The 24,211-nt window shown below is 45.8% G+C and carries 22 protein-coding genes; 20 read left to right on the top strand and 2 right to left on the bottom strand.

Annotation, left to right across the window (positions count from 1 at the left end):
- The first annotated feature begins 62 nt into the window (after positions 1-62).
- The 7 genes from KJS52_RS15960 to rnhA all read left to right on the top strand — a co-directional run bounded on the left by KJS52_RS15960 (position 63) and on the right by rnhA (position 6,728).
- Positions 63-680 carry a cysteine hydrolase family protein gene (locus tag KJS52_RS15960; protein ID WP_213517062.1) on the top strand — a complete coding sequence of 206 codons (618 nt, stop codon included), beginning with the start codon at positions 63-65 and terminating at the stop codon, positions 678-680.
- A 5-nt stretch (positions 681-685) separates the two neighbouring features.
- Positions 686-1,990 carry a zinc-binding metallopeptidase family protein gene (locus tag KJS52_RS15955; protein ID WP_213517060.1) on the top strand — a complete coding sequence of 435 codons (1,305 nt, stop codon included), beginning with the start codon at positions 686-688 and terminating at the stop codon, positions 1,988-1,990.
- A 52-nt stretch (positions 1,991-2,042) separates the two neighbouring features.
- A complete protein-coding gene (locus tag KJS52_RS15950) occupies positions 2,043-2,543 on the top strand; it encodes a flavin reductase family protein (RefSeq protein ID WP_213517058.1) in 501 nt (166 codons plus the stop codon).
- Positions 2,540-3,052, top strand: a complete 513-nt coding sequence (locus KJS52_RS15945; protein WP_213517055.1) for an NAD(P)H-dependent oxidoreductase — start codon at positions 2,540-2,542, stop codon at positions 3,050-3,052. The genes KJS52_RS15950 and KJS52_RS15945 overlap by 4 nt, the downstream gene beginning before the upstream one ends.
- Positions 3,053-3,140: 88 nt before the next feature.
- Positions 3,141-4,220 (top strand): TetR/AcrR family transcriptional regulator, encoded by a 1,080-nt coding sequence (locus tag KJS52_RS15940; RefSeq protein ID WP_213517053.1) that lies wholly within the window; start codon positions 3,141-3,143, stop codon positions 4,218-4,220.
- A 25-nt stretch (positions 4,221-4,245) separates the two neighbouring features.
- On the top strand, positions 4,246-5,808 hold the full coding sequence (locus tag KJS52_RS15935) for an MFS transporter (RefSeq protein WP_213517051.1): 1,563 nt from the start codon (positions 4,246-4,248) through the stop codon (positions 5,806-5,808).
- Between the two features lie 236 nt (positions 5,809-6,044).
- Entirely contained in the window at positions 6,045-6,728 is a 684-nt protein-coding gene (gene rnhA, locus KJS52_RS15930; protein ID WP_213517049.1) for a ribonuclease H, read from the top strand.
- Positions 6,729-7,070: 342 nt separating this feature from the next.
- Here the strand turns inward: rnhA and KJS52_RS15925 are convergent, their stop codons facing one another.
- Positions 7,071-7,835, bottom strand: a complete 765-nt coding sequence (locus tag KJS52_RS15925; RefSeq protein ID WP_213517048.1) for a putative immunity/bacteriocin fusion bifunctional protein — start codon at positions 7,833-7,835, stop codon at positions 7,071-7,073.
- A gap of 367 nt (positions 7,836-8,202) precedes the next feature.
- Here KJS52_RS15925 and KJS52_RS15920 point away from each other — a divergent pair, with 367 nt between their 5' ends.
- Positions 8,203-9,957 (top strand): IS1182 family transposase, encoded by a 1,755-nt coding sequence (locus KJS52_RS15920; RefSeq protein WP_213517046.1) that lies wholly within the window; start codon positions 8,203-8,205, stop codon positions 9,955-9,957.
- Between the two features lie 46 nt (positions 9,958-10,003).
- On the opposite strand, the gene KJS52_RS15915 is transcribed toward KJS52_RS15920, so the two are convergent.
- Complete coding sequence (locus KJS52_RS15915; protein ID WP_213517044.1) at positions 10,004-10,372, bottom strand: hypothetical protein; 369 nt, start codon at positions 10,370-10,372, stop codon at positions 10,004-10,006.
- Positions 10,373-10,703: 331 nt separating this feature from the next.
- On the opposite strand from KJS52_RS15915, the gene KJS52_RS15910 reads away from it, so the two are divergent.
- From KJS52_RS15910 to KJS52_RS15855, 12 genes are all read left to right on the top strand, one after another.
- On the top strand, positions 10,704-11,621 hold the full coding sequence (locus KJS52_RS15910; protein ID WP_213517042.1) for an ABC transporter ATP-binding protein: 918 nt from the start codon (positions 10,704-10,706) through the stop codon (positions 11,619-11,621).
- Between the two features lie 55 nt (positions 11,622-11,676).
- On the top strand, positions 11,677-12,402 hold the full coding sequence (locus tag KJS52_RS15905; protein ID WP_213517040.1) for an ABC transporter permease: 726 nt from the start codon (positions 11,677-11,679) through the stop codon (positions 12,400-12,402).
- A 21-nt stretch (positions 12,403-12,423) separates the two neighbouring features.
- On the top strand, positions 12,424-13,605 hold the full coding sequence (locus KJS52_RS15900) for a hypothetical protein (protein ID WP_213517038.1): 1,182 nt from the start codon (positions 12,424-12,426) through the stop codon (positions 13,603-13,605).
- A gap of 326 nt (positions 13,606-13,931) precedes the next feature.
- The gene (locus KJS52_RS15895) at positions 13,932-15,437 is read left to right on the top strand and encodes an alpha/beta hydrolase family protein (RefSeq protein WP_213517036.1); all 1,506 of its coding nucleotides are present in this window, start codon (positions 13,932-13,934) and stop codon (positions 15,435-15,437) included.
- A 470-nt stretch (positions 15,438-15,907) separates the two neighbouring features.
- Positions 15,908-16,549 carry an accessory gene regulator B family protein gene (locus KJS52_RS15890; RefSeq protein ID WP_213517029.1) on the top strand — a complete coding sequence of 214 codons (642 nt, stop codon included), beginning with the start codon at positions 15,908-15,910 and terminating at the stop codon, positions 16,547-16,549.
- Entirely contained in the window at positions 16,515-16,685 is a 171-nt protein-coding gene (locus tag KJS52_RS15885) for a cyclic lactone autoinducer peptide (protein WP_213517022.1), read from the top strand. The genes KJS52_RS15890 and KJS52_RS15885 overlap by 35 nt, the downstream gene beginning before the upstream one ends.
- Positions 16,686-17,178: 493 nt before the next feature.
- A complete protein-coding gene (locus tag KJS52_RS15880) occupies positions 17,179-18,180 on the top strand; it encodes a sensor histidine kinase (RefSeq protein WP_246563644.1) in 1,002 nt (333 codons plus the stop codon).
- Between the two features lie 79 nt (positions 18,181-18,259).
- Positions 18,260-18,994: a LytR/AlgR family response regulator transcription factor gene (locus tag KJS52_RS15875; protein ID WP_213517020.1), complete on the top strand. Its 735-nt coding sequence runs from the start codon at positions 18,260-18,262 to the stop codon at positions 18,992-18,994.
- A 204-nt stretch (positions 18,995-19,198) separates the two neighbouring features.
- Positions 19,199-21,343: a ligand-binding sensor domain-containing protein gene (locus tag KJS52_RS15870; protein ID WP_213517018.1), complete on the top strand. Its 2,145-nt coding sequence runs from the start codon at positions 19,199-19,201 to the stop codon at positions 21,341-21,343.
- A 188-nt stretch (positions 21,344-21,531) separates the two neighbouring features.
- Positions 21,532-21,903: a type II toxin-antitoxin system HicA family toxin gene (locus tag KJS52_RS15865; protein ID WP_213517016.1), complete on the top strand. Its 372-nt coding sequence runs from the start codon at positions 21,532-21,534 to the stop codon at positions 21,901-21,903.
- 21 nt (positions 21,904-21,924) lie between these two features.
- Positions 21,925-22,332: a GNAT family N-acetyltransferase gene (locus KJS52_RS15860; protein ID WP_213517014.1), complete on the top strand. Its 408-nt coding sequence runs from the start codon at positions 21,925-21,927 to the stop codon at positions 22,330-22,332.
- Positions 22,333-22,532: 200 nt separating this feature from the next.
- Positions 22,533-24,131 carry an alkaline phosphatase gene (locus tag KJS52_RS15855; RefSeq protein ID WP_246563643.1) on the top strand — a complete coding sequence of 533 codons (1,599 nt, stop codon included), beginning with the start codon at positions 22,533-22,535 and terminating at the stop codon, positions 24,129-24,131.
- Positions 24,132-24,211: the final 80 nt, after the last annotated feature.

Here is a 24,211-nt window from a genome sequence, read left to right as displayed (position 1 = left end):
GGAATCTGCATTGAACCTGACCAGTGGGGACAAAGAGACGACAGGAGTGGAGGGTGGAGCGTATGGAGTGGGAGCTTAAGCAGCGGACCGCCTTGCTTATCGTAGATGTTCAGCAGGATTTTTGCAGCGCCGAGGGGCAGATGGGACAATACGGTGTCGATTTATCCGCGATTGATGCTGCTGTTGACCAGATGGAAAGGCTTATCAACAAGGCGCATGAGCATCATGTTCCCGTTGTGTTTATCTTCTTGAGCACGCAGCCAGCGACCGATTCGCGGGCGATGAAGCGTTGGTATGCACGGCAGGGAATGGATGGCGAGCAGGCGGTTGCGCTCTGTCGGCAAGACAGCTTTGGGGCAGAGCCATATCGACTCGTTCCAGCCGAACAGGATTATGTTGTGACCAAGCAGCGCTACAGCGCATTTGTCGGCACCAATCTGGAGCTGCTATTGCAGCAGCTGCAGGTGGAAACGCTAATTGTTGCGGGCGTAACGACGGAATGCTGTGTCGACTCTACCGTGCGAGACGGATTTATGAAGGATTATGAGGTTGTAGTAGTGGATGATGCTTGCGCTGCTTATGAGCAGGACGTTCATCAGGCAGCGCTTAAGATACTGGGGCTTAATTTTGCAACGATTATGCAGACAGATGAAGTGATCTCAAATTGGAATGGAGCGTGAGCGGGATGGGGCTTGCTGCTGTAAGGCTGGTGACAGAGGAAGAGCGAAGCGTGATGCAGCGTATTCGCGAGCATATCAATCCCGCCGAGCTGATTGATTTATTGCTGGAGCTTGGCAATATTCGCAGCATCGCAGGCTACGAGAAGGAAGCTGGCGAGTATGTGTATGCCTGGCTGAAGAAGGAAGGCTTTAAACCGCGCAAGGTCGGCATGGTTGAGGATCGCTTCAATGTTATTGGCACGCTGGGCGGGGCTGCTCCGGGCGAGGGGAAAAACCTGCTGCTGACAAGCCATCTGGACACAGAAGCGCCGCAGTACAATGAACGCGATGCCTGGCGCTACCGACCTGAAACGGTCGAGCGTTCCGAATGGCTGGAGGCGCGCTATAACAACGGCGTATTTTCAGGCCGTCCTGTAGAAAATGACCGCGGTCCGATGACCTGCACGCTGATCGCTGCCAAAGCGTTGAAATCGGCGGGGATCTCGCTAAAGGGACATCTGTATGTTACAGCTTGTCCGGGGGAGATTGGGCCGGAGCAGGTGGAGGAATTTCGCGGCAGCCAGTTTATGGGCAAGGAAGTTGGCGCGCATTATTTGCTGTCACATGGCGGAGTCGCGCCAGACTATGCGATTGCAGCAGAAGGAACAGACTTTGGCATGACGTGGCTGAGCTGCGGGCATGCGCTGTATCGGATAGATTTGTACGGCGAGGAGGTATTTACGCCAATGCTGGAGCATCCGCAGCAGCTGCGCGAGCATCCGAACCCATTGGTGCGAGTGGCGGTGCTGATTGAGCATTTGCAGCGCTGGGCAGCTCGCTACGAGCAGGAAAATCGCTATGAAGCAGCAGGCGGCTTATCGATTCCCAAGGTGCAGATTTCCGCGATTCGCGGCGGCGACCCGCATATTATGGGAGCCGGCAGCGAGGTGTGCTCGGTTTATGTTGAAGTCAATCTTACAGCGAAGCAGTCGATTGCTCCGATTCAGCGCCAATTGGAAGGGCTGCTGCATGAAGCGGGCATGGAGGGGCAGGTGCTGCCGCTTGTTTATCGCCAAGGCCATGAGGCTGACGAGCAGCAAATTGCTCCGCTGGTCGAGGCGGTTGGAGCAGGCATGCTGGCAGGAGAGCGAGGCGAGCTGCAGCTGGCGCATTACGCATACTCCAGCATGTGGCGCGATCATAATGTGTTCAATATGTATCGCATCCCGGCTGCGACGTTTGGCCCTGCACGCTTTCAACCAACGCTGGACGATATGGTCGATGCGGCTGCCATATACGCATTTACCGCATGGAAAATATGCAATAGCTAAATGACTAAATGAGAGATGATGACGATAATGCGATAGATAGGAGTGAGTTGAGATGATAGATTCAACAGTGTGGCGCGCTGCAATGGGGCAGTTTGCTACAGGTGTTACGGTCATTACGACCGTTGATGAAGCGGGCAGGCCGCTCGGCATGACAGCCAATGCCTTCACGTCGCTTTCTTTAGTGCCGCCGATGGTGCTCATCTGCGTCGACAACAACAGCTCGACACTGCCGCAGCTTGCAGCAAGCGGCAAATATTGCGTCAATATTTTGGCGGACGGTCAGGAGGCGGTTTCGCGCCAATTCGCTCAGCGCGGTGCTAGTGATAAATTTGCTGGCATCCCGTATTTTTCAGGCTTGCTTGGCTTGCCTGTCATTGAAGGCTGTCTGGCCAGCGTCGAATGCGAGCTGTCCGAGCAGCTTGCTGGCGGCGATCATATGATTTTGCTCGGTCATGGCAAGCACATTTATGAGACGGAAGCGGCAAGCGAGCCGCTGGTGTTCTATCGCGGCAAATACCGCAAGCTGGCGGAGCTGGAGGTAGCGACATCATGAAAATGACGATGATTGTAGGCAATCCGAAGCCTTTGTCAAAAACGTTCAGCTTCGCGGAAGCGGCGCTGGATGCGCTAAAGCAGCAGCTTGCTGAACAAGGCGAGCAGGAGATCGAGCTTGTCAAAATCGACCTGGCGAATTATGGAACCGCTTTGGTGCAATGGGATCAGGCAGTCATAGCAGATCTGATTGAACAGGTTGCGGCTTCAAGCTATCTTGTCATAGCCAGCCCAACCTATAAAGCGACCTATACGGGCTTGCTCAAGCTGTTTTTGGATATATTGCCGATGGGAGCGCTGCACAACAAGCTTGTGCTGCCGATGATGGTTGGCGCAAGCCCGCAGCATCAGCTTGCGGTTGAGCTGCATTTGAAGCCTGTGCTTGCCGAGCTTGGAGCAGCGACGATGAGCAAGGGCTTGTATTTGCTTGATACGCAGCTCGAAGGCTGTACAGAGCTGATCAACGAATGGATGGCAGGCAATAAAGCGTTAATTGCAGCCTTTCGTTAAGGCTGCTGGAACAAGCAGTGAGGGAGTGCCTGCAGCTCGTTGCTGCCTTGCGGGTGCAGGCTCATTTGTAGGGAAAGGTGGAGTGGTCGTGGTTGATACGACAGCAGTTGATGATGGGAAATTGAATGTGCAGGAGCGGATTTTGCATGCGGCTGAGGAGCTGTTTGCCAGCAGCAGCTATTCTGCAACGAGAATTAGCGACATAGCTGCCAAGGCGGGAGTGAACCAGGCGCTGGTCCACTACTATTTCAGCACGAAGGAGCGGCTGTATGAAGCGGTGCTGGAGCGGCTGTTCCAGCAGTGGGAATCATATTTGCAGAAGCAGAGCTGGGAGGATGTGCATCCTGAGCAAATGCTGCGGCAGTATATCGAGATGCATTTTGAAATCAAATGCAAAATACCGAATCTTTATAAAATCTTTCATAAGGAAAGCATTGATGGAGGGCAATTGTTCAATCAGTTTGCTTCCGCGCAATGGGTGCAGGATTATAAGGAAAAAAGCGAAATGTTCAAGCGCTGGAAGCAAGCCGGCATTATCGATCCGCATGCCAATGAGCAGGTCGTGCTGTTCTGTCTGTGGGGGATGATGAATCAGTTTTACTATCGCGAGCTTGAGGCGCTGCAAATGATTACAGGTCATGCGGGGACGAAGGAGCAGCTGCAGCAGGAAATCGTGGAGCAAATGGTAGCGCTTGCTCAGCACGGCATATTGACGCAGCTGCAGCCTCGTCAGGAGCAGCAGGGTGCGGAGCAGAAGCTTGTACAGCTGCTTGTTGCACCAAGCGAGCTGGAGGAGCTGGAGGACGAGCTTGCACTGATCGAGGAAACGGTCGCAGGCTGGAATGGCTGCAGGCTGCAGCTGATCTCCTCTCCGCAGGAGCTGCTGGCGGGCAATGAGCAGCAGCTCACGTTAATTGTGACATCAACGCATGTAGGCGAGCTGTCGCAGCAGCTTGTCACCTGGCTGCATGCGCTGGAGCAGACGAGCGCGCTAGTCGCTGACCGTTTTGTCGGGATATGGACGAAAAAAGGCAATGCTGCGGCAGAGCATGTGCAGCAGCAGCTTGAGGATACAATCAACCGCTTGGGAGGCTTTGCGGTAGCAAGACCAGCAGCACTTACGCTGCACGGTTATTTGCATCGCTGCGCCAAAATGTCAAAACTGTAAGTAACGAGAATGTAGGTGATGGGAGATGGAAGGGAACGCTTACGGGCTTTCAAGGCTGCAGTACAATGGCTTGTTTGCCGCTTTGCTGTGCAGTATTTTTTTAACGCAACTGGATCAGACGATCGTTTCTACCGCATTGCCAACCATTGCGACAGAGCTGAACGGTTTTTCCAGCATGTCGTGGGTGTTTACGATTTATATGCTGGCTACGACAGCAATGATGCCGCTAGCTGGCAAGCTCTCGGATCTATACGGCAGAAGGCTGTTTTTGCTGGCGGGTCTTGCTTTATTTGTTATCGGCTCCGTGCTGTGCGGCATGGCTCAGTCGATGGAGCAGCTTATTGTATTTCGCGGTCTGAAAGGGATCGGGGCAGGCTTCCTGATGCCGATCACATTTACCGTTGTGTTCTCGGTCATGCCAAAGGGCAATAACAAGTATCAGACGCTGTATATGAGTGTGTTTGCTTTATCCTCTGTCGTTGGGCCGACTATCGGGGCGCTCATTACGTCACTGCTGGACTGGCGGTATATCTTCTATATTAATTTGCCGCTGGGACTAATAGTATTTGCAGTATTGTTTGCGCTGCTGCCGCGAAAGAGTGATTCGAGTTCGAAGGCAGCAGGCTCGATCGGCTATCTCGCGCCGATTCTGCTAGTAACAGGCACCTTATCCACGCTGCTCGCGCTGAAGCTTGGTGGTGTGCAGTATGCTTGGGGCTCGCTGGAGATTATTGGCCTGCTTGTTGTGGGTGCGGCAGCCTTGCTCAGCTTTGTTGTACAGCAGCTTAAGGCGGGAGAGCCGGTAATTCCATTTCATCTGTTTCGAGATCGCGTCATAGCCAGCACATATATAACAACCTTTGTGCAGGGCATTATTATGTTTGCGGCTCTTGTCTATGTGCCGCTGTTTGTACAAGGCAGTCTTGGCGGAGATGTAGCTTATACAGGCGGAGCGTTGACGCCGCTAATGCTTTGTGTCATGTTTGGCGCAACGCTGTGCGGTATGCTTATCCAGCGCTATACATGGCGCTTCAGCATGGCTCTTTCGATGCTGCTTTGCATTGTTTCCTTGCTGATGCTGATCTATTTGCCGGAGCAGGTCTCATTTATATGGATTTGCTTTATTATGATGCTGCTCGGCTTGGGAATCGGCATGATGATGATGATTGGGCAGACGGCGGTAAGCATGAGCGTCGATGATTCGATTCGCGGCGCGGCAACCTCCTCGGTCAGCTTTTTCCGTTCAATAGGAGGGGTGCTCGGTACAGCAGTGCTGACCATGCTGGTGAACAATAAGCTGGGCCTGCTGATGGCTGCCAACGAAAGTGAGCTTCCGTCGCTTGCAGGAGAGCTTGGTGTAGTCACTGATCCGCTTGCGATGCTGGAAAGCAACGCCGATTTGCCGGCGAGTCAACTGCAGCTGCTGCAGGCTATGCTTGGAGACAGCGTGCAATATGGCTTCTGGTTTCTCGTCGCTGCTGCAGCAGCGGGGCTTCTCGCCTCCTTCTGGGCCGGTTCTGCTCGTCAGCAGTCGGATGCTGAGGTTGTACAAGCGAAAATCGATCAAGCCTCAGCGCATATGCTATAATGCCGTTCTTGAATGAGAGAAACTTCATATGCTATAATGCATGTAAAGAATGAGGAATAGCTTGAGGTATATGAACTTGCCGCATATGCGTATAATGTAAAAGGAGCCGTGCTGGTAACGCGACTCCCGGAGCAATAGCCGCTATAAAGGGCGGTTGGCTTAAAATTAGATAGGACTAACGGACAATAGACCGTTTCCCTGTGCGAGGGCGGTCTATTTGTCTTTAGAGGTGTGGAATGGCAAAGCAAAAATATTATGTAGTTTGGGTTGGCAGTCAGCCCGGTGTCTATACGAACTGGATTGAGTGTCAGCAGCAGGTTAATGGCTTTGAGGGAGCGAAATATAAATCCTTTGAATCGCTAGCAGCAGCCGAGCAGGCTTATGCGCAAGGCTGGCAAGCGCATTGGGGGAAAAGCGGCAATAGCAAAACGGCCGCAGTTAAAGCCAAGACAGCGCCAAATTCAGCAGGTAAAGCTGTGCAGAATTCAGGTACAGGCAGTAACGAACAGGACGAAATCGATTATTATACGATATCTGTTGATGTTGGCACAGCCGGCAATCCAGGACCGATCGAGTACAAAGGAGTAGATACCGCTACAGGCGAGGTATTATTTTCTGTGGGGCCGATTCCCAATGGCACAAACAACATAGGCGAGTATCTTGCGATCGTGCATGCGCTTGCCTACATAGCTAAAACAGGAGATAGCCGCAACATTTACAGCGATTCGCAAACCGCGATGAAATGGGTGAAGCAAAAAGCGCCCAATACGAATTTGCCGCGCAACGAATCGACTCGCGAGATATGGAGGCTGGTTGACCACGCGACACAGTGGCTGAACACGAACACCTATGCAACGAAAATTATGAAGTGGCAAACTGATCTGTGGGGGGAAATAAAAGCAGATTATGGACGAAAGTAAGTTATCAGTAGACTTGAAAAGTAGTAACGCCCTGCAATACAATCAGGGCGTTACGTGTATGAGATGGACAGAGAAATCATTGAAGGCCTCAGCGTTTAGACAAATGTTTTGTATATCGAAACATTACGTTAGCTTATTTATCGCGAACATATTTTTTATAGCCTATAAAACTCGCAATTACATGAGATATGCACAACGGGAGAATAATATGTTCTATGGTAAAGCCCTCAAAGAAAATCCAGGGCTTTACGCCAAAAATAACACCTGTGGAAGTTGCGAATGTTATGTTATATATCCAAAACATTTTAGTCTTCATGAATCACTCCCCCACAAATTTAATTTTTATGAACAGGTAAATACAAAAGTAGTCCCACAAATCAAACCACAGATGGTACCACAGACAGGACCACATCCCAATCCCCAGATACCGCAATGCTGAGCACATACTACAACTCCAACCATCCCGCAGACTCTTTCAGCAGATTTTGAAGATAACATTACTTCAGAATCACTGTTGGTATTTGATTGATACACATAGCTTAGATAGTTTTCGAAGTCACCAGATTCTAATAGGGGAGAGTAACCTATACTATGAATGTAAGATTTCGCATTTTTGTATTCTCCGTTCTCTTCCTTAAATTCAAAGAAAATCTGGCCTTGTAGATGAATTAGTTCGTTTTTACTTTCGTTAATGTAGGCAACAACTGCACCTATTTTATCATAATTATTTGAAGCTCCATAGTAAGAAATTTGTACTATATCATCATACTTCTCTTTAGTAATTGGATGTACATATTCATTCAGTTTGATTCCGATAATATCCTTGGTTTTTACAATAATTCCGTTTGTTTCAAACCACTGAGATACTTTTTTATAATCTTGGAAACTATTTAGATTCTCTAATGCTTTATTCGTTTGTTGATGGGTTAAGGATTCAAAAAATTCATTGTTTGAATTTAGATTTGAGAGTTCGTCTTCACTTACATTTTGTTGTGCACAAGAACAACCTAATTCTGGAGACACCTGCGAGGCAGAACCGACTGGGATTGAGAAGAAGGTGCAGAACAACAAAAACGCCACAAGAGGAATAAATATTTTGCGGACCATAAAAAATTACTCCCTTCGTTATGGTAGTTTGAAGTGAGAAAAGTAAGATTGCTCACTTTTTAAATATAATTTACTATCACTTCAAATTTTTGTCAATATATTTTAATTACTTCCTCTATATTGATTGTTTTGCTTGAGCCCTTCTGTACACTTCCCAGAAAATGTTCGTCATATGTAGTACAGCGAGGCCCTGAATCAAAGGGCGAACGGATAAAGGGGCTGTCCAGAAAGTCAGTGAAAACTGACTGCTGGCAGCCTCGTTTTTTTGTAAAAAACAAAAATATTCACAAAAAAACCGTCTTTTCCTGTAAAATGAAAGTTACTACACCACCATTTCAGAAAGGGACGGTTTTTATGCACGGTTTTTATGCGTAATCAATTGACTACTACTGAACATTATAACATGCAACTCACATTTCCTCTAGAACATATAGAAGTAAAAATGGAAGTGAAGCGAAAGCTCATACCTGCTTTCAAAGCTTATGACAATAAGCAGATGCACATGATCCTGGATCTAGAATCGCTTATCCCTTCCCACCATGTCGCTCGTATCATTGATGAAATGATTGAATCTATTCCTGATGAGCAATTATTAGCTCCTTATACAGGTGGAGGCCGTATCTCCTACCATCCTAATATGATGCTCAAAGTGATTCTTTATGGCTACTCTCAAAAAGTCTATTCCTGCCGTGGCGTCGAAAAACTAGTACAAGAAAACCTACCGGCGATGTGGCTAGCTGCGATGCAACAACCCGATTTTCGTACCTTGAATGACTTCCGCGGTGTGCGAATGAAAAGCTTTATGGACGAGCTCTTTGAAACGATGATTCAAAAGCTCATCAGTGACAACTTTATTACGATGGAGAACTATTTCTTGGATGACACAAAGATTGAAGCGAATGCGAACAAGTACTCTTTTGTATGGAAAAAATCTACGTTACGCTTTGAAGAGAAACTCAAAGAAAACGTGCAGGCAACCCTTGCGCATATTCATACGCTCACGCAGCAAGAAGCCAGTGAAATGGCCGCTACCGAACCGGATGAGCTTCCTGTACAGCTTGAAGAAACAGTGGTTATTCTAGAAGAACAAGTAGAGTGCTTAACCGAGCAGATCGCTCAAACCCATGACCGCCAAGCCAGAAAAGCCTTACGTAACAAGCGTAGTGCTTTGAAACAGCCACTGAAACAAATTCGTCAGGACTTTCTTCCGCGTCTAACCAAGTACGAACAGCAGAGAGCTTGCTTTGGCGATCGCAATAGCTACTCCAAAACGGATCCAGATGCAACGTTTATGCGAATGAAAGAAGACCACATGAAAAATGGTCAGCTCAAACCAGGATACAATGTGCAGATAGCAACAGAAAACCAATTTATTTTGTTTTATAGTCTTCATCAGCGACCAACGGATACACGTTGCTTCATTCCGCATATGGAGCAACTTGCAGCGTCTTCTTTGCCCATGCCTAAAACCGTGATTGCTGACGCAGGTTATGGTAGTGAGGAGAACTACTTGTACGCGCTAGGGGAAGAAAAAGAGAAGCGATTTGATGTTCTAATTCCATATGGTAGCTATATGCACGAGCAAACCAGACGCTACAAAAAGAATAGGAAGCACGCAAGCAATTGGACGTATGAAGAATTAGACGACCGCTTTATTTGCCCGAATGGTCGATACGTTATGTTTAAGAAGTACCAAACGAAGAAGGCACGCTCAGGCCTAGAGCAAAGCTTCAAGATTTACGAATGTGAGGATTGTAGCGAATGCCCATTAAAGCCAGCATGTACGAAGGCAAAAGGCAACCGTCAGGTTCACTGGAACACGGTATGGGAAGAGTTAAAGGCAAAGGCAAAAACAGCCCTTGAGGATGACGAGAAATCCGCGATCTATGCTCGGCGAAAAGTCGAGGTTGAGAGTGTATTTAGTCACATCAAGGGCAACCGGTCGTTCCGCAGGTTTTCCTTGCGAGGTCTAGAAAACGTTCATACAGAGTTTGGGATTGTGGCCCTGGCCCACAATCTACTGAAAGTAGCAGGCATTCGCCTCGCTACCTTCCTTCAAAAGCTGGGACTTAAAAAGGTTGGACGGAGAAATATGTTTTCTCGTCCAACCTTTTTACTTTAGGGACTTTCTGGCCCCCCTCTTTATATATCGATAAGTGATGCTTTATTCAATCTATTATACTAATATCTTTAGCGAATACGGTCGGCGGAATTGTATCCAGGTGTTCATTGTACAGCAGCGTATAGCGGATTTTGGAGCCGACAGCGATCGTATCATAAATGTCCTCTGGTAAATTGCTAAGATCGAGCCAATAAAGTTGATAGTTTTGCTCTCGAATTAGTTCAGCTGCAGATTGCTTTAAAGCCTCCTGCAGTTCTCCGATTGAAACCTGCATATCATTCCCAATAAGCAGCTTGTTGCTGTTATAATTGCTTTTGCCTAGCACAAAGGTCCCTTCCTGAATGGCATCGGAATCCTCTGGCGGTTCTTTGGTATATTCGCAGCCTGCTATTAAGAGCGCGAGACAGATTGTCATACAGCACATGAATCCAAGCCTGCGTATGATACTCTACACCTCCTTATGCATTATTGTTTTAGACGTGTTCAAGCAGGGAAATGTTTTAAGCTGGTAAAATTTCTATTTTTACATGAATAATAGATCAGAAAATCGCATGCATGGATGCGATTTTTTTTATTTGCCAATATCGAGTTTTTAGTATATTTAGGCCTTTTTATGATGGACTATTTTGCGTTTTATTTACAGTTATTATATTGTATCGCTCTTTTAGGATAGGTCGAGTTGTTTGCTGGCGCATCATGCTAAACTATCCTTCGGGTAGGTTGTAGCAAAATTAGGAGGAATACGAGTGGTGCGTACGGTTTTTAGAGGAGAGTCAATCAGCTTCGGATATGAAAAACATCATCTCATATTAAAGGACGTATCGATTACAATCCCGGCTCAAAGCATATATGGAATTATCGGACCTGCTGAAGCTGGGAAAACAACCTTAGCCAAAGTAATGCTGGGCTTGGAAAAATCGACAAACGGAACGTTAATCTGGTTCAACGAGCGTATTAATGCCAGTACTAATCGCAGAGTAGGCTATGTGCCTTATGAAAAGGCTTTAATATACGATCTCTCAGTGTATGAAAATGTGTTGTTATTCGGAAAGCTCTATCAATATCGCGGCAAACGGCTCAAGCAGCAGGTGGAGCAGGCGCTGCAGTTTGTCGGGCTATGGGAAGAGCGTAAGAAGAAGGCCTCACAGCTATCGCCAGAGCTTACTCAACAGCTCAATATTGCGTGCGGTATCGTTCACTTGCCTGATGTCATCATATTCGACGAGCCGATAGAGGAGATGGATAATCAGGCCAAATCAACTATTTTGTCCACCATTCGCAAGCTGCATGAGATGGGCATTACCATCATATACTTGTCGCAAAACGTAGAAGTAATTGAACAGCTATGCACGCATGTAGGCATTATGCAGCACGGAAATCTTATCGTACAAGGCTCAATGGAGGAGCTGCTTGAACAGCACCAGCATCGCTGTGCATTAGTAAAGCTTACGCTTGCGGACACGGCAGTAGAGCTGCAAGGCGAGTTGGCCGATTATAAAATTCGCGAGCTTGAAGCTTGTACGATGGTTGTCGAGCTGAATGATGATGGCGAGCAGGGGATGCAGCGTATTAAAGCGATCCTCGGAGACAGGCTGCTGCAAATCGACATGATTAGCCCGCAGCTGCAGCAGGTTTACGCTAGCCTGACTGACGGGACGGCATAACCGAAAATACTTAATCACAATCACCCTATCGAAACAAATGAAAGGAGAAAAAATAGTGCAGGTATTCGAGCTATATATTAGGCGTTTGTTTAAGCGCAACGGTTTGCTGATCTTCATGCTGCTAATGCCGATTTTATTTGCGTATTTGCTAGTCAAAGCATTTGAGCCCAGCGTTGCACCAGAAATGGCCAATATGCTAAACAGCATCATCGGCGTTCTTATTATTCTAACCACTATGAATACAATGCTGTTCTATGGTGACAGGCAGCATGCGACAGACCAGCGCATTTTATTAAGTATCTACAGCAAATTCAGCTATTACTGTCAAATTGTTGCGGTATTTCTTGCGATCGGCACCGTTCAGCTTATTGAGGTGATGCTGTTTACCAACACAGCGCTGCATATTGAACTGCCATTAACAGGTATTGACTATCTTATCATCTTGCTTGCCTATGCGATGCTCAATATTATTGCGGCTGGGCTTGGATTCATCATTATGAACTATTCCCGAACTAAATCGATGAGCTTAGCATGCATCGTGCTGGCGGGTCTGCTGTTCGTTGTAATGGGAGGCATGTTTCTGCCAAGAGAGCAGCTTCCATTCATTGTAAAGGACGTAGCCACGATATTTCCGACATACTGGTTGAACGAGGTTGTCGTTATATTGCTTGGTGACGTTCATGATCAGATATATCCATTAGTAGGCTATTTGCTAGGCCTAATGCTTTATGCTGGAGTAACTATGCTATTGCTTACCCGCACGAGAACGAAAAGAATATAAAGGTTCAAGGAGGGATGTACCTTGCTATTTTACAGTCGTTATCAATCAGAGGACCCGGCAGATTTTTCTGCCGAACTAACCAAAATGCAAGCATGCATGATGCAATATAATGAGCAGCCTATTCATCGCAAGCCTTACCTGTACCCATTGCCTGATACGATGAGCTATGAGGAGCTGCGTGTTGCGCTTTACCGCACGATCAGCAGTCATGCCACGCTGCAGGTCATGTTCAAATACGATAAACATGAGCAGCACTATGTCCAATATGTCGAGTATCTACCGCCACTTGAGCAATGGCAGGTGCCGGTTGTTAAAATCAATATGCTGCCGGAAATGTACATTGTGACACAAGAATCCAGTATATCTTTATTAAAGGGCTATCCATGGCGCGTCAAGTTTTTGGAGCATGAGGAACAGCGGTATCTGTACATCGAATTTCATGCGATTTGCCTGGATGATTATAGCGCCAAATGCTTTGAGGATGTATTATTCAGGTCTTTAATAAGCGGGTTTGAGCTTCAAGCAGGCAATCTGTCCTCTTACCGTCTGCTTCGCAATATGGAGATTATTTCGTCCAAGCATATATTTTCTGGTCGCGATGCCGGACTGCGGGGACGAGGCAGTAAGGAGAATAAGAGAATGATAGCGGTTACATATTCGTTGACAGCTGAGCAGCTATTGGTGATGCGGCAAATTGCGAAAAAGTACGCTGTCGATATTCCGGTTGTCTATCAGCTGCTCGTTGAGCAGTTGCTAGGCTACAGCTATGAGGGAGAACGATATGGCATCGTTGAAAATTGGCGTTCGACGCTGCGAAACTATGATGAAATTGGCTGCTTCAACTACTTAAGCGAGGAATACGTGAATGTATCGACTTCGTTGGAAGGTCGTCTGATCGCGTTGCAGCTAGAGCGGAAGAAACGGTTGGAGGGCGAGCTTGGCACACTTGGCAATCGCCACGATTATTCTGTCATGTATTGCTATGAGGAGGAGCTGTGCCAGCATTTTACTGAGGTTCAGGCGGATCAATACTGCATGTACGACTTGGTGCTTCGTGTCAAACGCAGTCAGAATGCCGCTCATATTAAGCTCGAGTACCGCCAGCAAAGCTATACGAGAGAGCAAATTCAGCAATATGTTCATCGAATTTCGGCGATTTTGGAGCGTTTGCGACAGCAGTTGCTGGCAAGCCATGCGTCGTAATTGAGTAAGTGGGAATATCCACCGCTTGTTCTATCGGTTAAAGATCACATCGTTTTAGTGTGATACTATATGGATTACACACTCAGGAATGCGATAAACCATTCTTGGGTGTTTAATTTTTATTTCAATATTTTCAAAGGGCAATTAATAATAAATAAGGGACGTTGCTGCCATTGGCGTCACAGTCTGTTTTACTGTAACTGCCTCACAGTTCATTGAGCAACCTTACAAGCGTGTAAGGTGATTGTCATCTAAATCAATGGTACGAACCTGGTTCCTCCTCTAAAATAATCCTTTGATAGGATTATTTTAGAGGGGGAGTTGGCGTGAGATTTTTTGAAATGCTGCTATTCTTTTCGAGCGTATGTTTGTTGGCATTCCAGTTCATTGTCAATCAGCGTATCCGAAGAACAGCTTTATTCCTGACAAGCGGAGCAGGCTCCATTTTTTTAGTGATCCATTTGCTTGTTGAAGGGTACAGAATTCAACTAGTATTTTTATACGGATTTATGCTCCTGATGCTTATTCTTTCCCTGATATATGCTCTCAAAACACCGACAGTTGTTCATGCTTCCCGAACCCGAAGGGTGGTGTGGGGCCGCCTTTTTGCCGGGTTTGGGTTAATCGTAACGGGCTGCTTCCTCTATGTGTTTCCCGTATTCAACTTTCCGAAGCCAACTGGCGAGTTGAAGGTAAGTACACATGTCTTTCATTTCATCGATTCAAGCCGGGAGGAGACATTTGGCACAACCGCGACTGGCAAGAGGGAATTGATGGTTCAGGTATGGTATCCGGCCCAAGCTGGCTCAGGCAAGTATGCTCCCTTTATTCCCGATACTCGGATTTTACGTTATATGGCTGAGAACTACGGCCTTCCCGGGTTTACTTTTCAACACTTGAAATATGTATCCAGTCATACTTATTCAGAGACTGAAGTATCTTCAGCGCAGACTTCATACCCGCTGATCCTTGCGAATCCCGGCTTCGGTTCTTCCAGGTTCCTCCATACGTCGCAAGCCGAAAATCTCGCAAGTCACGGATATATCGTGGCCGTGATCGACCACACCTTCAATACATTTGCCACTGAGTTTCCGGACGGTCGAATCACGACCAGCACAACCAACGACTTATTTTCGCCCGATCACGATTATCGGACCGAAAGAGGAAATCGCGACAAATTGGGAGACGTTTTAACAGATGATGTGACTTTTGTGCTGGACCAGTTCGAGCTTATCCAATCAGGGCAGATTCCAAGTCGCCTTAAAGGGAAGATTGATCTCAAGCATGTCGGGGTGTTTGGTCATTCCATCGGCGGTGCAACGGCCTATGATGCTTCTTTCGATCCGCGAATCACGGCTGGAATAGACTTGGACGGAGGGCTTTACCGACTGCATGACAGAGAGGGGCTGCAAAAGCCGTTTTTATTCATCTATTCAGAAAGTGAGTTCGAACAATTAAAAATGGTGAGGGATAACCGGGTTTACACAGATGCAGAGCTTGACCGTATGGGCTCAACAAGAGAGTGGATGGATCAAGTAACAGAAGATAAAAAGCTGGAGCTTAAACGAATACGCGAAGCGGTCAACGAAGGAGGACAAGTCCTCTATATCGAAAATACGGAGCACTTGAATTTTACCGATGTTCAGTTCATTTCTCCTATTTTCGAATTACTAGGCATTACAGGTAAAATTGCCCCTGAAAGAGCAAACTCCGTTATGAATGCCTATATGCTGGATTTCTTCGACATGTATCTGAAAAATCGAGATGGAAACTTAATGAAAGAACCGAATAGCCGTTTTCCTGAAATGAAATTTGCTACCCCGCTATTATAAATAGTAAGCTGTGTTTCGGAAGCTCTTAGTGAATTTCCTAGCGTTTTCACAATTGAATGTATAGGCCCTCCAGAAGTTGCACAACAATCTTGGGGGCTTAATTTTTTTATGAATTATTTGAAACGCCCTTTAGACTTTTCAATCTTATAGGCAGCTAGTGGAATTTCTCCACCATCATATCTTATTAAAGAAGTTTTGTATCTCGGTGCTGAAACTATAATCAAAAAAAATTAATTCTTAGCTTGCTTTCAATTTTAGCTCCTCCTTTGTCAACAATTTCAGAGTGTTTACGCCAGCATTTGTTGACAAGCTATGCAGCGTAATTTATCGACTGGGAATAAAAAGACGACACTTGCGACATATGGTCGAAAAATAGCATTACGGGTATGATCATTTTTTTACATAATAAGACAAAAGCATTCACCGCTTGTCCTATCGGTTTAAGATATGGGCATAGAGAGGTGATGCACATGCAAGATGAAACGGTTCAACGAATGGGTTTCATTGAGTCACTTGCAAGCCGCTTGGCGCAAAGGATGAATGACGAGCGTAAAGGCGATCACATCGACTACTTGAAGATGAAGCTAGGCATTGAAACGATACTAACGAATCTATCAAAAGGGATTATCGTGTACGGTGTTGCCATTGTCTTGGGGCTTTTTCTTCAGACGCTTATTCTTCACATTGCATATGCGGCATTAAGAAGGTACTCCTATGGTTTGCACGCTAATTCTAGCACAGTATGCAGCATCATTAGTATCGTCTTATTCGTAGGCACACCTGTTCTAAGCCAGTACATCCCGTTTACTAGCCTCATGGTTATTGGATGTGGACTATTGTTTATCACTCTTCTTTATCTTTATGCTCCTGCAGATACGGACAAGTCTCCGATTCTGGGAGCGGAAAGAAGACGCTCACTACGTAACAAATCGATAGTGACGTGTGCTGTGATTACAGTAATTGCATTACTGTATCCAGACCCATTCATTAAGAGTCTTCTTATGTTGGGCATGGCGTTACAAATCGTCATGATCCTACCACTCACATATAAATTATTAAAAAGGAGTGTTAAAAATTATGAACAATACGAAACAGAATCAAGGTCTGCTTAACGGTATGAAGGGTATGGCAACTAAATTCATGGGTAATGTCGCAATGAAGAGCGGCGAGCAGGCTTTGGAAAGTGCGTGTTTGTATTTTTCACACGAGCCTAAGATCCCAATGGAGCTGCTGAAGCAATCGAAGTAATCTAATTGAAACAATCAATAATGGATATTATAGACTTTTCTGGGCTAGAATACCTCTAACCTCGGAAAAGTCTATTTATTTGTGTGAACCTTTTAATATTGTAACTGATTTATGTTTAAAACTATTATGATATAATATAATGTAGAAGTAAGATATATATCATAAGTAACAAAATTATAGGTCGATAAGAGGTTCTCATATGTCGGATTTTATTAATATTTCGTTGCAGACTATAACCATATCGCTATCGATTTACATTTTATTTCAGTATCAGTTAGGTAAGAAGCTACTATTCGTATTACTTATAGGCTCTGTTTTACTAGGCTACCCTTTATTTATGTGGCAGGGCATTATAGGTGTTTTTATTCTGCTCATATTTTGGATACTCATATTAAGTCTTTTTAATAAAAAGATATTTCCAAGTATTGTTGTTCCAGTGGTTGCTTTAATAAATTTAGTTATTAGTGACTATATTGTAAGGACAATTTTTTTGGTGATCAGAAAACCATCAGCTGAATATTTGCAATCTATTTCATATATAGCAGGTATTAATCTTGTAATATGTATTGTTACGTTACTGCTAAGCTTTGTAGTGTCGTATTTATTGGCTAATTTCTTAAAGCAGGACAGCTTTATGCGAAGCTATGGTACTGTTTTTGCTATCTTAAGTGTCGTCACGTTAATTATTTTCTACATAAATATTTTAATAGGTAAACAATCTGGCTTTTCAGATGAAAATATACGTGCTAATAGTGTGTTATTTATCTTTTATTTCGCAATTTTGATCGGTGTATGTATTCTGCTGACAAGAATGATTGTAAAAGAAACAAATATGCGCAACCAACAGGCCCAGTACGAGCGTCTAACAGAATATACAGAAAATCTTGAGCAGATGTACACGAACATGCAGAAATTTCGACATGATTACATTAATATCCTGCTGTCGATGTCCGAGTATATTCGCTCCAGGGATATTGATAAGCTCGAGCAATATTTTAACAACAACATTATGCCGATCAGTATGAGCATGAAGTCTAATTCGTACAAGCTTGGTTCGCTGCATAATTTGAAAATGCAAGAACTGAAAGGCATTATCTCTTCTAAAATTATAAAAGCACAAGAGCTCAAAATTGATGCCAATGTAGAAGTCGTTGAGCCTGTTGAACATATTAATATGGAGCCTGTAAACCTGTGCCGCTGCGTAGGGATTATATTGGACAATGCAATTGAGGAAGCGATTCATTGTGAACGGCCTTTCGTCCATGTTGCTTTAGTGAAAAGGGGAGGCTCCACGCTTATTGTCGTCTCCAATAGCAGTCGTCCAACAACACCAGAGCTGCACAAAATATATGAAAAAGGCTTTTCGACCAAAGGTGTAAATCGAGGTCTTGGACTTAACAATCTGCGTGAAATTGTTGCGAGCTGCAACAATGTAACGTTAGACACACAAATTTTAGACGGGAAGTTTACTCAAGTATTGGATATTGCAGAGTAGGATGATCCCCCGATGTTCGTTTTAGTTGCTTGGGAGCACATCCAGGCAGAGGTCATGATTGTTTTAGGAGGAAGGTTTCATGCTAGAGGTATTTATTTGTGAAGATAATGATGAGCAGCGCCGTCAATTGACCAAATACATCTCAGATTACATTATGATCGAAAATTTGGACATGAAAATTACTCTTTCCACTGCACACTCTAAAGAAATTCTCGACTATGTAAAGGCGAATAATGTTGTCGGACTCTACTTTCTTGACGTTGATTTGAAGGAAGAAAAAAATGGGATCGTTATTGCTGCGGAAATTCGCGAGTATGATCCTCAAGGCTCAATCGTCTTTGTTACTACCCACTCAGAGCTGACTTATCTTACCTTCACGTACAAGGTTGAGGCAATGGACTATATTTCCAAGGATCAATATACCGATATTAAAAAGCGTGTCGTTGAATGTATTGAAACAGCGTACAATCGCCATGTGAGAAACAGCTATTCGAATCGCAAGCTGTTCCAGGTAAAGTCAGGCGAAAAAATGATTAGCGTAGATTATAATGATATTTTATTTTTCGAGACAGCGCTGCAGCCGCATAAGCTGATTCTTCATACTGTCAATCGTCAGGTAGAATTTTATTATAAGCTGAAGGATGTTCTCAGCATGGATTCTCGCTTTTATCGCTGCCACAACTCCTATGTCGTCAATAAGGACAATATTGCAGAAATCGATACTGCGAAGCGAGAAATTATTATGATTAACGGACAAAAATGCTTTGTTTCCAACCGATATATTAAAGGACTTAAGGGTGTTGCGATGAAATAGTTCTTGCCTCCAGCTGCTGCACTGCTGGAGGCTTTTTTGTGCTGTGTTCTTATCCCGATCAATCGACAAATCCGCATATCACCAGAAACCATACCTGCACTCCCACATAAGATAATGGTGACCGGCTTTATGTCGGCGTCGAAACACGGACTAGGCTTGTCCCATTGTTTCGGCAATAAAGCATCAATCAAGGGGGAACAGTCCATGAGTAATATTTGGCATTACAGCACTACCGCAGATGGGTTGTACAGCAATAACCCGACCAGTATAGTAGGTGATCGCGACGGCAATATTTTCGCTGTGTTCCAGGGCGGCGTATCGATGCTGCCCAACGGTGCGGGCCGGTGGAACACAATTCTCTCTTATTCGGACGCGCAGGGAGGTGTCTACGGTTACTTTGACATTTGCGTGAATGAACAGAGTGGCGCTATGTACGCATCTTGTAGCAAAGGGCAGTCGTCAGAAGGTGGCCTGTTCGTACGCCTCCGCAACGGCACGCAGACGTTTATGATTACACAGCAAAATAACGGCATTGCTAGCAATCGCATCAATGCAATCGCGGTCAATTACAGCTATTCGACTCAGGATCCACTAGGTGCGGTACGTCTTCTACATGGTGACGTGCATGGAATCTCCAAGTATCATGTAGAGCCAGGATCACTGCAAGGGAAATGGACATTCCGCCTTCCAGCAGAGTGGCAGGGCACAGGCATCGAATATTTTAACAATATGAGAATTTTCAATAATACAATCTATGTCTGCGCAAACAATATGCTGTCGCTATCGCGAGACGACGGAGAAAGCTGGACGAACCTGACATCATTTACAATTAATCATAATCACGATGATTTCTATCCACCAACCAGTTCTGCTCCAGTAGTGGCGGATGTCTATGTTGATGAATTGAACCATGTGTATATGCTTTGTTCGTACGATATACAAAACGGAGATTATACTAGCAATTACTCCTACCTACTGAGATCCAGTGATCAGTTGCAAACTTGGGATTACTTGCTGTTCAATCTTGAATCGCCTCATAATTCGATGACCGCTTACGGAGACAATCTTTATTTGGAGAGCGATGACGCAGTGCGTGTATGGAATAAGAAGACGGGTACTGTCAAGTTGTTTAACTCTCAAGAGATGCGGGGGAATTTGTTCGCCAACAAAATGTACGTTGATTCGGCAGTGAACGGAAAGTGGTATGTACCGACGTTCAACTCCGGCGTAGCAATCGCCAGTCTGGCCGATGTTGAACAGTATCCGGCGCTTTGGAGCTATGCCGATACGTCTGCTGGCCTGAGCACGAACACAATTACCTGCATCACTGGTGTCGACGATACGAGCGCTGCGAGTACGACAGCGGTTTATGCTGGCGGAAACAAGGGGCTTTCTGTGACGATAGACGGAGGGAAGACCTGGAGTCAGATTGTCAGAACGAGGACCGGAGTAATTTTGTCCGAAAAGGTGATCAATGGCTTGGACTACTATTATTCATTTGGCTACACGAACGTGGCGGTTGCTACAAGCGACGATGGTATCGTGCGCATCATTGATTCCAGCACGGGACCTGAGGTGATCGATGTACATTATACGACGAGCAACGGTTTGGCAAGCAACACGGTCCAGTGCGTTTGCATACCGCGTAATGGAGCAATCATCGCGGGCCATCTCGGTCAAGGGCTATCTGTTCAACCGACTATGACCGCGCTGACCTGGAAGGTGCTTACGAAGAAGGATGGACTGGCGGGAGATTACTTCTGGTCTGTTAAAGGCGACCGGGATACCGGCAAGCGCATTTACGGTGCTGGCTACGATCTAGGTCCAAATGGGAAGATCGGGGCACTATCCATTTCAACAGACGGCGGCTCCACTTGGACCGCAATTCAAAAGTTTAATATTGGCAAGGTGGAAGCTGAATTTGCGGAGATTACTGACGTTTTGGAAGACTCAAGATGGAATGAGGGCAAACCAATTATCTATATTTGTGCAACTGGAGTGGATGCGCAAAGCTCTTACGCTTTGTTGAGATCTTCAGACTTTGGAAAGAGCTGGACCTGGTTTGGCGGGTGGGATCTGCCGACAGGCTCGGTATCTCTTCCGTGCAGACCACGAATGGAGATGACTGCTGACGGGATGTTGTATATTGTAGATGCAAGCAAAGTTGCTTTCTTTAGACCTGACTCCTCGGTACACCTTGAGTCAAATTGGGCCGATGGTCTGTCTGGCTCCAACTCTGGCGCGATCTTCATCGATCGGACTGGACAAATCTATGTTGGTACCGACGGGCGTGGTGTCGCGATTTCCAGCACTTCATTCGATCTAAGCTACGAACGTGAGATTGATTAATAAAAAAACACTCAAGTAGATTAGATTCATCAGGCCGCTTGCACTCTCACTGGAGGGCAGGCGGTTTTTTAGTCTGAAATTGAAGATGAAGGCATAACTGCAACATATGACATGACTTGTCTCGTCAAAGATCTGTAGGATGAACTGTGATAAACATAACGAAGGATACAATTACACGGAGGCTTTATATGAAGAAGAAATTTTGGCTGCGGCTAACGATGTGGCTGCTTGTTGGTGCGTTCTCATGTCTCGTCATGCTATCAGCATTATATGTGCTTTATATTGGTGTGGATAATGTAAAAACGGTTTATGCACTTCAAACAGGGGACAAGGATATTGTAGCGATGGACGAAGACGGCAACTATCTTACCAGGATGGAGGGCTCGGTCGATCGGCTTATCGGGCTGATGGAGCAAGCAGGATGGAGCTATAAAGGGCAAGAAGGCTCCGGCTATTTTTTCGTGAACGGGGAAGAGCAAGCGATCGTCTCCGTCACAATATGGCGTCGAGGTTACGCTGAGTATTCCGTTCATCCGAAGCAGCTTAGTCTTATCAATTAAACGAAAATGGAGGAGAATGCCATGTACATCGTTGCAGCAACAAGCACGGACTATCATTTTATTGAAAAGCGTGACCATCATCTCCGCAAAGAGCTGATTCAGCGAAAAATTGATGCGCAGGAAATTTATATTATGCGCAATAAAGCTGGTGACAATATAGGCTGGTTGAGATACGGCTACTTCTGGGACAATATCCCGTTCATGAATATGCTCTGGCTTGACGAGCCATATCGCGGTAAAGGCTTTGGCGCGGAGGTGGTCGCCTTTTGGGAAGTGCAAATGAAGCAGCAAGGCTTTAAGCTTGTCATGACCTCAACACTGTCCAATGAGCAAGCACAGCATTTCTATAGAAAACTCGGCTACAAGGATGCAGGCGGGCTGCTGCTTGAAAATGAGCCTTTGGAAATTTTGCTGACGAAAGTGTTGTAAGACGGCGATTAGGGGATAATGTGATAAGGGCGAATTGCATGGCTGGTTGAAAATTCGGACAGGCATCTTTACATAATCTACATGATCGGCATACACTACGATAACATTTGGGCACTACACTTTCATTGATAACAATACAATGGAGGTAGGTTAAAAAGATGCTGCGCAATTTAAAATTCGGAAAAAAAGCTGCATTATTAATGTCAGCGCTTGTACTTACTGCAGGACTGGCTATCCCGACTGCGGCTGCAGAGGAAGAAGCGACTAAGCCTCAGGTTAAAAACGTTATTATTCTAATTCCTGATGGCATGAGCGTTGGTGCTACGACACTTACTCGCTGGTACCAAGGAGGCGAGCCGCTTGCGATGGACGAAATGGCTTCTGGTTTGGTGCGCACATATTCAGCCGATGCCCCAATCGCTGATTCCGCGCCTGGCGGCACGGCGCTAGCAACTGGCTACAAGAGCCATACTGGATACGTAGGTGTATTACCAGATGAAAATACAATGCCTGGTCTCGAACCACTGAAAAAAGAGGATCAACGCAAGCCGATTGCTTCCGTATTGGAGGCAGCAAGACTTTCCGGCAAATCAACAGGCATCATTGCTACATCTGAATTTATGCATGCAACACCAGCTGACTTCACAGCGCATTACCCTGACCGCGGCAACTATGACGCGATTAGCGAGCAGCAGGTATATGCAGGCCTGGACGTTGTGCTTGGCTCAGGCTATAAATACTTGCAGCCTGATGTGCGTGCGGATAAAGAAGATTTGATTGAAGTAATTAAATCTCGTGGTTATGACTACGTAACGACGCCGGCAGCAATGCGCGCTTCTACTGCTGACAAGCTATGGGGCTTGTTTGCACCGACATCAATGGCTTATGAGATGGACCGCAATCCGTCTGAGCAGCCGAGCATTGCAGAAATGACATCGAAGGCAATCGAAGTACTATCCCGCAATGAGGAAGGATTCTTCCTAATGGTGGAAGGCTCTAAAATTGACTGGGCTGCACATGCGAATGATCCAATCGGCATTATTAGCGACGTAGCTGCATTCGACGAAGCGGTTGGAGTTGCTTTGGAATATGCGAAAAAGAATCAGGATACAGCAGTAGTTTCTGTTACGGATCATGGCAACGGCGGTATTACAATCGGCAATATCGACACATCCCGCAACTATGATAAATTGCCTTTGTCTCACTTCATCGATCCGCTTAAAAAAGCGAAGCTGACTGGCGAAGGTATTGCTGCTAAGCTGAACGAAGACCGCTCCAATGTTCGCGCGGTTATGGCTGACTATTACGGCATTACTGATTTGACGGATGAAGAGGTTGAAGCGATTGTTGCAACACCAGCTGGTTCTATGAACTACACAGTTGGACCGATGATTTCGAAGCGTGCCAGCATTGGCTGGACAACTGGTGGTCACACTGGCGAGGATGTTGTGCTTTACTCCTGGTCTCCTGACGGCGACAACCTGACTGGCGTCGTTGAAAACACAGATGTTGCGCGCTACATGGCCCGCAAGCTTGGCGTAAATCTTGAGGAAACAACGAATCGCTTGTTCGTACTTGCGCGTGATGCCTTCGAGAAAAAAGGCGCTGAAGTAGGCTGGAATGCTGAGGATGTAAACAATCCAATCGTTGTCGTAACAAAAGGCAGCGATACGCTTGAACTGCCAGTTTACAAAAACATAGCGATTCTTAACGGTAAGGAGCATCAATTGGACGGCGTTGTCGTGTTCAATGGCACGAAAACCTATGTGCCGCAATCGGCGGTAGATCTGCTTCCATAAGCTCTAAAAGCACGTGTTCCAGCCCTCGCAGCAAACTCCCCGCTATAGGATCACTAATAAAAAGACCTTCGCACAGCGCA

The sequence above is a fragment of the Paenibacillus montaniterrae genome, assembly GCF_018403185.1.
Taxonomy (GTDB): Bacteria; Bacillota; Bacilli; order Paenibacillales; family Paenibacillaceae; genus Pristimantibacillus; species Pristimantibacillus montaniterrae.
Note: the sequence above shows the minus strand (reverse complement) of the source record. Positions and strands in the feature narration are given on the sequence as shown.

Bases quoted from the DNA above. Each gene is read 5' to 3' on its own strand.
- KJS52_RS15960 (WP_213517062.1), top strand. From the start codon at position 63: ATGGAGTGGGAGCTTAAGCAGCGGACCGCCTTGCTTATCGTAGATGTT.
- KJS52_RS15955 (WP_213517060.1), top strand. From the start codon at position 686: ATGGGGCTTGCTGCTGTAAGGCTGGTGACAGAGGAAGAGCGAAGCGTG.
- KJS52_RS15950 (WP_213517058.1), top strand. From the start codon at position 2,043: ATGATAGATTCAACAGTGTGGCGCGCTGCAATGGGGCAGTTTGCTACA.
- KJS52_RS15945 (WP_213517055.1), top strand. From the start codon at position 2,540: ATGAAAATGACGATGATTGTAGGCAATCCGAAGCCTTTGTCAAAAACG.
- KJS52_RS15935 (WP_213517051.1), top strand. From the start codon at position 4,246: ATGGAAGGGAACGCTTACGGGCTTTCAAGGCTGCAGTACAATGGCTTG.
- rnhA (WP_213517049.1), top strand. From the start codon at position 6,045: ATGGCAAAGCAAAAATATTATGTAGTTTGGGTTGGCAGTCAGCCCGGT.
- KJS52_RS15925 (WP_213517048.1), bottom strand. From the start codon at position 7,835: ATGGTCCGCAAAATATTTATTCCTCTTGTGGCGTTTTTGTTGTTCTGC.
- KJS52_RS15920 (WP_213517046.1), top strand. From the start codon at position 8,203: ATGCGTAATCAATTGACTACTACTGAACATTATAACATGCAACTCACA.
- KJS52_RS15915 (WP_213517044.1), bottom strand. From the start codon at position 10,372: ATGACAATCTGTCTCGCGCTCTTAATAGCAGGCTGCGAATATACCAAA.
- KJS52_RS15890 (WP_213517029.1), top strand. From the start codon at position 15,908: ATGCAAGATGAAACGGTTCAACGAATGGGTTTCATTGAGTCACTTGCA.
- KJS52_RS15885 (WP_213517022.1), top strand. From the start codon at position 16,515: ATGAACAATACGAAACAGAATCAAGGTCTGCTTAACGGTATGAAGGGT.
- KJS52_RS15875 (WP_213517020.1), top strand. From the start codon at position 18,260: ATGCTAGAGGTATTTATTTGTGAAGATAATGATGAGCAGCGCCGTCAA.
- KJS52_RS15870 (WP_213517018.1), top strand. From the start codon at position 19,199: ATGAGTAATATTTGGCATTACAGCACTACCGCAGATGGGTTGTACAGC.
- KJS52_RS15865 (WP_213517016.1), top strand. From the start codon at position 21,532: ATGAAGAAGAAATTTTGGCTGCGGCTAACGATGTGGCTGCTTGTTGGT.
- KJS52_RS15860 (WP_213517014.1), top strand. From the start codon at position 21,925: ATGTACATCGTTGCAGCAACAAGCACGGACTATCATTTTATTGAAAAG.
- KJS52_RS15855 (WP_246563643.1), top strand. From the start codon at position 22,533: ATGTCAGCGCTTGTACTTACTGCAGGACTGGCTATCCCGACTGCGGCT.